Below are 7067 nucleotides of genomic sequence, written 5' to 3'. Positions count from 1 at the left end.
TTTTGGAGGTAAAACTGATGTGTAAAAATACCATTCAGTTCCAAAAAGGCATTGGTATTATGCAATTTCTGGTTAATTACGGCAGTGCTGAATTCGTATATTCTTAAATAAACTTTCCCTATGTCATGACGTACGATCAGTGGTAATCAGGAAAGATTATTATTCGCTCATTATCTTGAAATTACCTGAAACGCGGCAGTCAGTCAGGCTTCCGGTTACATGAGTTGACGACAATGGCAGTATTAATAGCAGGTACAAAATGGCTAAAGGATAATTAATATGAATACTATACCTACCAGCTATCAACCTGGCACTTTTACCCCATCCGGAAGAGCAGATTCTGAATCTTCTGAATTAGCTGCTGGAAGTAGCGGTCCCCCGAGCTTTTTGGGCTACCCGTTATCCAGTGTACATCCCTCCCCATCGATAAACAGTGTTGAGATGAGCGTCACGCAGGCCACCTTGAAAAAAAAGGCAAATTCAAGCGGACAGACCCAAAGCGTAAGGAACAGAAAAATTGATGATACGATAATTGACGTATGTGACCTTATCTCCCACAAGCAAGTTTCAGTAAAAAAACCGGGCCACTATCCTCTGGCAAATCATTTCGCATCCTTACGCAAGATATCCCCCCCTTACCAGCCCTTCCCGAAAAGTGTCAGCAACATGCCCATGGCTGAACAGTTCACTGAATTTACGGTGCGCTGTCTCCAGGGTACTAACACACCCTACGCTGCACGGAGTAAAGTCATGACCCGCTTTTTTGATCATGCTCCCAGGGCAGGCTGCAATGCATATCGACCGCGAGAGCTGCTGGAAGCCAGAAAAAGTCTGGGTGTTTTTTATCCTGAGGATTATCATGTTCGCGAACTGCCCGGGCTATCTGGCAGTCGCATCCTCGGGATGCACTCGCTGCCGGAATATTTTGACCAACAATGCTGTTCCGGCTTTGTAGCAAACGATAACGGACATACCCCAAGTGAGTCTCTGAATGCTTTTTTTCATGGCCCTACTGTTGCCGACTGTGCAACGACCCTGCTGGCCTGTCAGTATCGAGCCATTGAATCCATCATTGGCACCGACGAATTCAACCGCATCTTCGGTGCTCCGGTCTCAAAGTTCAGAATTTCCTTCACGCTGTTCGAACCCCCTGAACGCTTCGCAGATAATTCAAAACTGATGAATGCCGGTAACCCTATCTATTATCTGTTTGAAAATCTCGAGTTCATAAACCTGACTTCCTCTTTTCTAAATCCTGAAAAACTGTCAGAACTGGACATCAAAAAGGGTGATATCCTCTATATTCATGGTGTTGACCGCTACTGCAAGAAGCACAAAACCGGTAATGCAATCGGTTTTAATCTGATATGCACCGGACAAAACAGCAGCGGACACAATCTCTATCTGGGGTTTGGTCCGGATGACTTTGCTGAACCGAAAACCTGTGACCAGATCAAAAAAATACTGATCGATGGTTACAACAAACCACAAAGTCCTGAGACAATCCGTGCTATCGCAGCGGGGGAAACGGATTATGCACAGCTGAGTGACGATACCCTGCCTGACGATCACCCCATCGTCGGTATCACTTTAGCGTTTCGCTTCAGTACTGCGCGTTGGAAATATTTTGTATCGCAGACCGATCAAGCCTGGCATAAGCAACCGCCGTTGCCTGTGACACCGGCTATGGAACCAAAACCGGTGCATCACGGCTCACCGTTCCCCAGTGAAAATCTTGTTGCTGATCTGGATAAGTTCAAACACCGCTCACCACAGCAGGAACGGATGAAAGAGGTGGCCCTCAGGTTCTCCCATGCTGTGATTAATAATCAGGGTAAAACCCCGGATAAAAAGCCCATGGGACTTTTCCTGACCGGATCACCGGGGCTGGGAAAAACCCATCTTTGTGTAGCGGTTGCCAAAAAAGCGGCCGATTACGGTGTCAACACCCTGTATATAGACATACCAAAAGCCACTGCCCTGTTTCAGAACCTCGGCGGCCATCAAGAGCAATGGCATAGAGATATCGATGCAATGCTTGCCGGTAAGGATTTGGTGGTCATCGATGATGCCAACGGCGGCTTCTTTAGCGAGCAACTTCTGGCAAAAACCATGAAAATTGTGATGACTGAAAACACAGCCATCATGGTCAGTTCAAATCATCATATTCCGATCAAAGAGGCAACCCCCGGCTTTGTTGACCCCTTTGCCGGGAAAGCCCATAACTTTGTTTACCTGAACGATTTACAGGGAGACAGTTACCGTTCCCAATGGTGGCACAGCCCTGAAGCAAGGGCTGCTGATGCATTATCGCAACTGGGTCAGTATCAAGGTGACAAAGCCGCAGGAGTGATTACTGAGGATGCTGTATCAATAGACGATATCGCCAGAATACTCAGTATTCCGGTGGACCAGATCCGCCGGGTAGCCCCGCCCCATTTACCCGGAGGCCATCGGATAAGCCCCGATTACTACCTCAGCGATTTAACCAAAACACAGCATCAGGCGGTGTTTATGGCGTGTGATATGACGGGTCATGAATCTGTTTATAGCTGCGGTAAGATCGAGCAATTCTTGAATGTTATTCAGAGAGTACACGACCAAGGCATGAAGCTGGTGGTCAAAACCAATAACCGCTTGATATTTTCAGAAAAGGTACTGGGTCTTTTAAAGACAAGTCTCAGTGATCAAGAGAACGAGCTTCGTATTACTGACCGGCTCGAACATATGTTTCGGGACTTTTCGTAATTCCCGCAACAGTCAGTAGTTGGCCAGAAAGACAATCTCAAAGTTTCCTAAACGTCCCAAAGTCGAGCGGTGAAACCACGGGGCCCCCACCGGCCTGGCGGGATTTCCCCCATCCCTCAACGCATCCGGTACCTCTGCGCTCAGGCACGAGTTTTCCACAAGCCTCCCAGCGACGCAAAGTGGAAAGTGAGACACCTGAATGGTCAGCAGCCTGAGAGATGGAGTAACGCTTTTTCACAACAAAACCCACTCAATTTGAACAGGTTTGAGCAACTATAGAAAGATTTTCTTGTTAATATAGACAGCTTTTTGTTAACTGCAAGAAACCCCGATTATTTTGCAACAGAAAATCATAGAATGTTTTAACCAACTATGTACCTGGATGTAGCTGGCAATATGGAATCGAATATTTCTGGCTGGAAAATGAAAGTAGTGCCAATACAGTGACCACTTCTATGAAGAGGGTCTATTCTGGTTTGGTTAACTACTTACAGGACATCGTCTTCACATCAACAAGGACAGAATACCATCAACTTCGGTGAGTTTACTTTGCATACGATTATTAACCGTGTTAAACAGCTATTTTCCCGGTTGACCTTTAACTCCAATGGTCAGAAACCTTCCTTCGACGGCCCCGGACTCTCCGGGATTATTTCGGCCTGGGTTGAACCACTGCTCAGTGAACACAGGGATAATACCGAGATTGAAAACCTTATTGATCTGACGTCTAATTGCTGGAATATTGGCAGCTGTCCAAGAGATAAACACGCTGAGCTTTGGCGTCTTCTGATCCAGCCAATTGTCGAAGAATACTTTTTTGAACATCGCCGTGACCTCCAGGGTAAACTCAGGAAGCTGATCAAAGTGAGAGAGAACCTCTATGCCCACGACCCACGCTTCATTCTGGATTTTCGTTTTAAATTTCACTGTTGCCGGTTAAGGCTGGATATTTTCAGTACCCGGGACTTGAGCCCGTCTCAGTTTATGGCCGGAATTGATGCATTGATCCATCAAAGTGAACTCAATGCCTGATTATCATGCAACCCAATACCGCAACTCATAGATTTTCCCAATGAACTCCCGGAGGTTGCCCGAGCGTAGCGAGGACGGCAGAAAATTGAGGATAAAAATTTGGTGTTGTGTGGTGCATAGCAAGGCTATTTGCCAAACAAAAGCGGATTTTCAGACCAATTTGCTGCCGCCCCGGGACAGCCTCCCGAGCCTGTCAACAGCTGGCTCAAAAGTGTGGGAGATGGCGGTCCTCACGCCTGAACCGTCATGATCTCTGACCATTGAGTCGTGTAAGAAGGACTCAGTACCTGTTGGTTCATATGCCATTGCTGCACCTGAAAACCCACTGACGCAGGCCGGAGTGTTTGACTTCCGAAGCGTTGATTGATGGCATCCAGTACTGTCATCATCCGGGTATTTCCGGGGGGCGATGCTGCTGCCAGCAAATCCCCCTGAAAGCCCAGTTCGGTACAAAGATCCATCAGCGCAAAGCCCGCTTTTTTGTACTCATAACCTGCCTGAAACAACACGTCCAGAGCCGGATTTAACTGCTGTAGCCAAGCTGAGCTATCACTGGTGGGCGATGGTACCATTAGCTTCAAACTCCGTCCGGTTTGCGGGAGGTCTGCCTTAAACGGATCGGTCCTGATAAAAAGTATGGCTTCCCGGGCATACTGCTGCTGTTTTCTGAGTTTCTCGCAGGCACGACAGATAAAGCTGGCCAACGCTGCGTGCAGTGCCTGCTTTGTAAAGACCCGTTGGCCGAAGCTCCGGGAGCACATGATCTGGTGTTTATTGGCTGAGCCACCTTCTTCCCAGGGAATACAGCTTTCTCCCTGAAGTTCACAGACGGTCCGCTCCAGAACTACTGAAAACTGTTTTCTGATCCATTGTCGATTAGCGTTTGCCAGGTGTGCGGCACTGACAATCCCTGCCGCCGCCAATCGCTTTTCTATTCGCCTGCCCACTCCCCATACCTCACCAACCGGGGTAATCGCCATCAGCCGCTGCTGGCGTATCGGGCTGGTTAAATCCACCACACCACCGGTTGCCGGAAATTTCTTGGCCGCATAGTTAGCGAGCTTGGCCAGTGTTTTGGTGGTTGAGATGCCCACGCCAATGGGCAGCCCCGTCCACTGGACTACCCGCTGTTTCATATCAGCCCCTATGGCATGCAGGCTTGCCGGCGGGAAACCGGAGAGTTCAACAAAGGCTTCATCAATCGAATACACTTCCAGCTTTGGACTGAACTGTTCCAGCACCGACATAAAGCGGGAGGACATATCGCCATACAGGGCATAGTTGGAGCTTTTCAGTATGATCTCACCACGGGCTACCTGATCCCTGACTTTGAATGCCGGTGTTCCCATGGCAATGCCCAGGGCTTTGAGTTGCGGTGTTCTGGCAACGATGCAGCCATCATTATTGCTCAGTACTCCCAGGGCTTTACCAAGCAGGGATGGATTAAAGACCTGCTCACAGGAACAGTAAAATGAATTGGCGTCGCAAAGGGCAATAACGTTCTTCATCGCAGGTGGTGAATAACCTCAGTGACCACACCCCAGACATTGAGCCCTTCTTCAGAGTCCAGTTGCAGCGGCGGGTAGTCGGCGTTTTCTGAGTGCAGTTCTGGCTTGCCATGGCGATAGACCAGGCGTTTTACAATCAGCTCACCATCGAGCAAGGCAAGTATCACATCGCCGTCTCTTGGGTTAAGGGAACGATCAATAATAAGAATGTCACCGTCAAAAATACCGGCGCCTTCCATGGATCGACCACGGGCCCGGACAAAAAAGGTAGCGGCCGGATGACGGATTAACAGCTGGTCCAGTGAGAGTGTATCTTGCAGGTAGTCGGCAGCAGGGCTGGTGAAGCCACAGGCAGCCGGGCTTTGATAAAAGGGCAATGTTTCTGGCAGGGGTTGCAAAAGGATCTGGATCGGCTTCATGCCATTCAAACTCAATAACTGTTTATTTATACAGTATAATCGTTTGATCCGGTTGCGATGTCAAGACCTGCAGGATGTACCTGTTTCTGTTCAAGAGGGAAGAATTTATCACAGCAATAAGTTCGGGCAAGTCCAGCTCAATGAACTTTTTGAAAAAATAGTAATCAATATAGTAGGGCCTGATGGCAGGAGATTTTCTGCCCATATCCCCACTTTATTCACTACTTGCTCTCCCGACAGAGGATTAAGCACATGATCTTTCCAACCATCCTGCGACCCATCTTGCAATCCATCTTGCAATCCATCTTGCAATCCATCTTGCAATCATTGTTACTCTCCTTGCTACTTTGTGCTTCAGCCATTGCTGTCGCAGGTAATGACTATAACTACACATTTATTCATACCGGCCTTGGTTACAACAATCAGAACCAGGGCGATCAGAATGTTGACGGAACCACCTGGTTTGTCAATGGTGCCTATAAAATCCCTTCTATTCCCCTCATCCTGAATGCAGGATACGCCTATAGCCGTGTTGATCAGGATGATATTGCCAGCAATATCGAGATTCATGGGCACTCTTATTTTGCCGGGGCCAGCATGTTATTGAAGCCCACAAAGAGATTCCATGTCATTCCATCGGTCACCAGTGGTCGACTCAGAAATGGCCTCTCTGCCGATGCGGATGAAGTAAAGGATAGGGTCACAGCCTACACAGCGTCGGTGAGTGCCCGTTATCATCTGGAGCGGGGCCTCTGGCTGAATACCGGCTACATGCAGCAATACTATGACCGGGATGAAGATGACAATATCGGCTTCTTCACTGCCGGAGCAGAATATCAAGTGGATAATCAGTGGGGATTTGGCCTGAACTATCGCGGCAACTCTGACCAATACACGACCCAGCTGTTTGTGAAACTCTTCTTCTGACTGATTACGGCCCTGCCCCGGGAGGCTGTCCAAGAATAGACTGCCCTGCTGCCATCCTTGCTACAGGTGTCTCGGACAGCCTCCCGGGTTGACCATCAAAAATCCCTCTGGTTACCCAAAGGGAGTGTGTGCTTTCGGATATCGGCAGATATCCACGAGGGTGTCCGGGAATAGACCTTCCTCCTGATTTATGCAATGGCAACAAGTTGGTCTTGGGCTGATCCTGTGTTATGAACTCGTGGATGCAGGATATACTTCAGGATTTGGGCTAACGCGGTAAGTGAATTTGAACAAAGGATAGAACCATTTAAATCTTTCCTTCGTGTCCTCACAAAAAGTATCCAATTGCGCTTCGAAAGAATCATAGTTATTAACCTCTACCTGAATCCGTAAGGTTTTGATTGCACCGGAAGAATTTTACCAATTTAATATA

6 protein-coding genes are annotated in these 7067 nt (G+C 48.2%); 3 read left to right on the top strand and 3 right to left on the bottom strand.

The genetic code is table 11. The features are described from left to right. The first annotated feature begins 279 nt into the window (after window positions 1-279). Entirely contained in the window at window positions 280-2748 is a 2469-nt protein-coding gene (locus tag KDK14_RS02275; RefSeq protein ID WP_257263400.1) for an ATP-binding protein, read from the top strand. Window positions 2749-2785: 37 nt separating this feature from the next. On the opposite strand, the gene KDK14_RS21585 is transcribed toward KDK14_RS02275, so the two are convergent. Further along, the gene (locus KDK14_RS21585) at window positions 2786-2986 is read right to left on the bottom strand and encodes a MerR family DNA-binding transcriptional regulator (protein ID WP_373691019.1); all 201 of its coding nucleotides are present in this window, start codon (window positions 2984-2986) and stop codon (window positions 2786-2788) included. Window positions 2987-3297: 311 nt separating this feature from the next. On the opposite strand from KDK14_RS21585, the gene KDK14_RS02270 reads away from it, so the two are divergent. Continuing rightward, complete coding sequence (locus KDK14_RS02270) at window positions 3298-3780, top strand: hypothetical protein (protein ID WP_257263399.1); 483 nt, start codon at window positions 3298-3300, stop codon at window positions 3778-3780. A 230-nt stretch (window positions 3781-4010) separates the two neighbouring features. On the opposite strand, the gene KDK14_RS02265 is transcribed toward KDK14_RS02270, so the two are convergent. Next, entirely contained in the window at window positions 4011-5288 is a 1278-nt protein-coding gene (locus KDK14_RS02265) for a Y-family DNA polymerase (protein WP_257263398.1), read from the bottom strand. After that, complete coding sequence (locus tag KDK14_RS02260; protein ID WP_257263397.1) at window positions 5285-5707, bottom strand: LexA family transcriptional regulator; 423 nt, start codon at window positions 5705-5707, stop codon at window positions 5285-5287. Before KDK14_RS02260 ends, KDK14_RS02265 begins: the two co-directional genes overlap by 4 nt. A gap of 252 nt (window positions 5708-5959) precedes the next feature. On the opposite strand from KDK14_RS02260, the gene KDK14_RS02255 reads away from it, so the two are divergent. Continuing rightward, on the top strand, window positions 5960-6634 hold the full coding sequence (locus tag KDK14_RS02255; RefSeq protein WP_257263396.1) for a hypothetical protein: 675 nt from the start codon (window positions 5960-5962) through the stop codon (window positions 6632-6634). The last annotated feature ends 433 nt before the right edge of the window (window positions 6635-7067 follow it).

The sequence above is a fragment of the Endozoicomonas sp. ONNA2 genome (assembly GCF_024606365.1).
In the GTDB taxonomy this organism is placed as follows: Bacteria; Pseudomonadota; Gammaproteobacteria; order Pseudomonadales; family Endozoicomonadaceae; genus Endozoicomonas.
This window is presented reverse-complemented; position numbering and strand designations above follow the sequence as displayed.

Coding starts and splice junctions, on each gene's coding strand:
- KDK14_RS02275 (WP_257263400.1), top strand. CDS start 280: ATGAATACTATACCTACCAGCTATCAACCTGGCACTTTTACCCCATCC.
- KDK14_RS02265 (WP_257263398.1), bottom strand. CDS start 5,288: ATGAAGAACGTTATTGCCCTTTGCGACGCCAATTCATTTTACTGTTCC.
- KDK14_RS02260 (WP_257263397.1), bottom strand. CDS start 5,707: ATGAAGCCGATCCAGATCCTTTTGCAACCCCTGCCAGAAACATTGCCC.
- KDK14_RS02255 (WP_257263396.1), top strand. CDS start 5,960: ATGATCTTTCCAACCATCCTGCGACCCATCTTGCAATCCATCTTGCAA.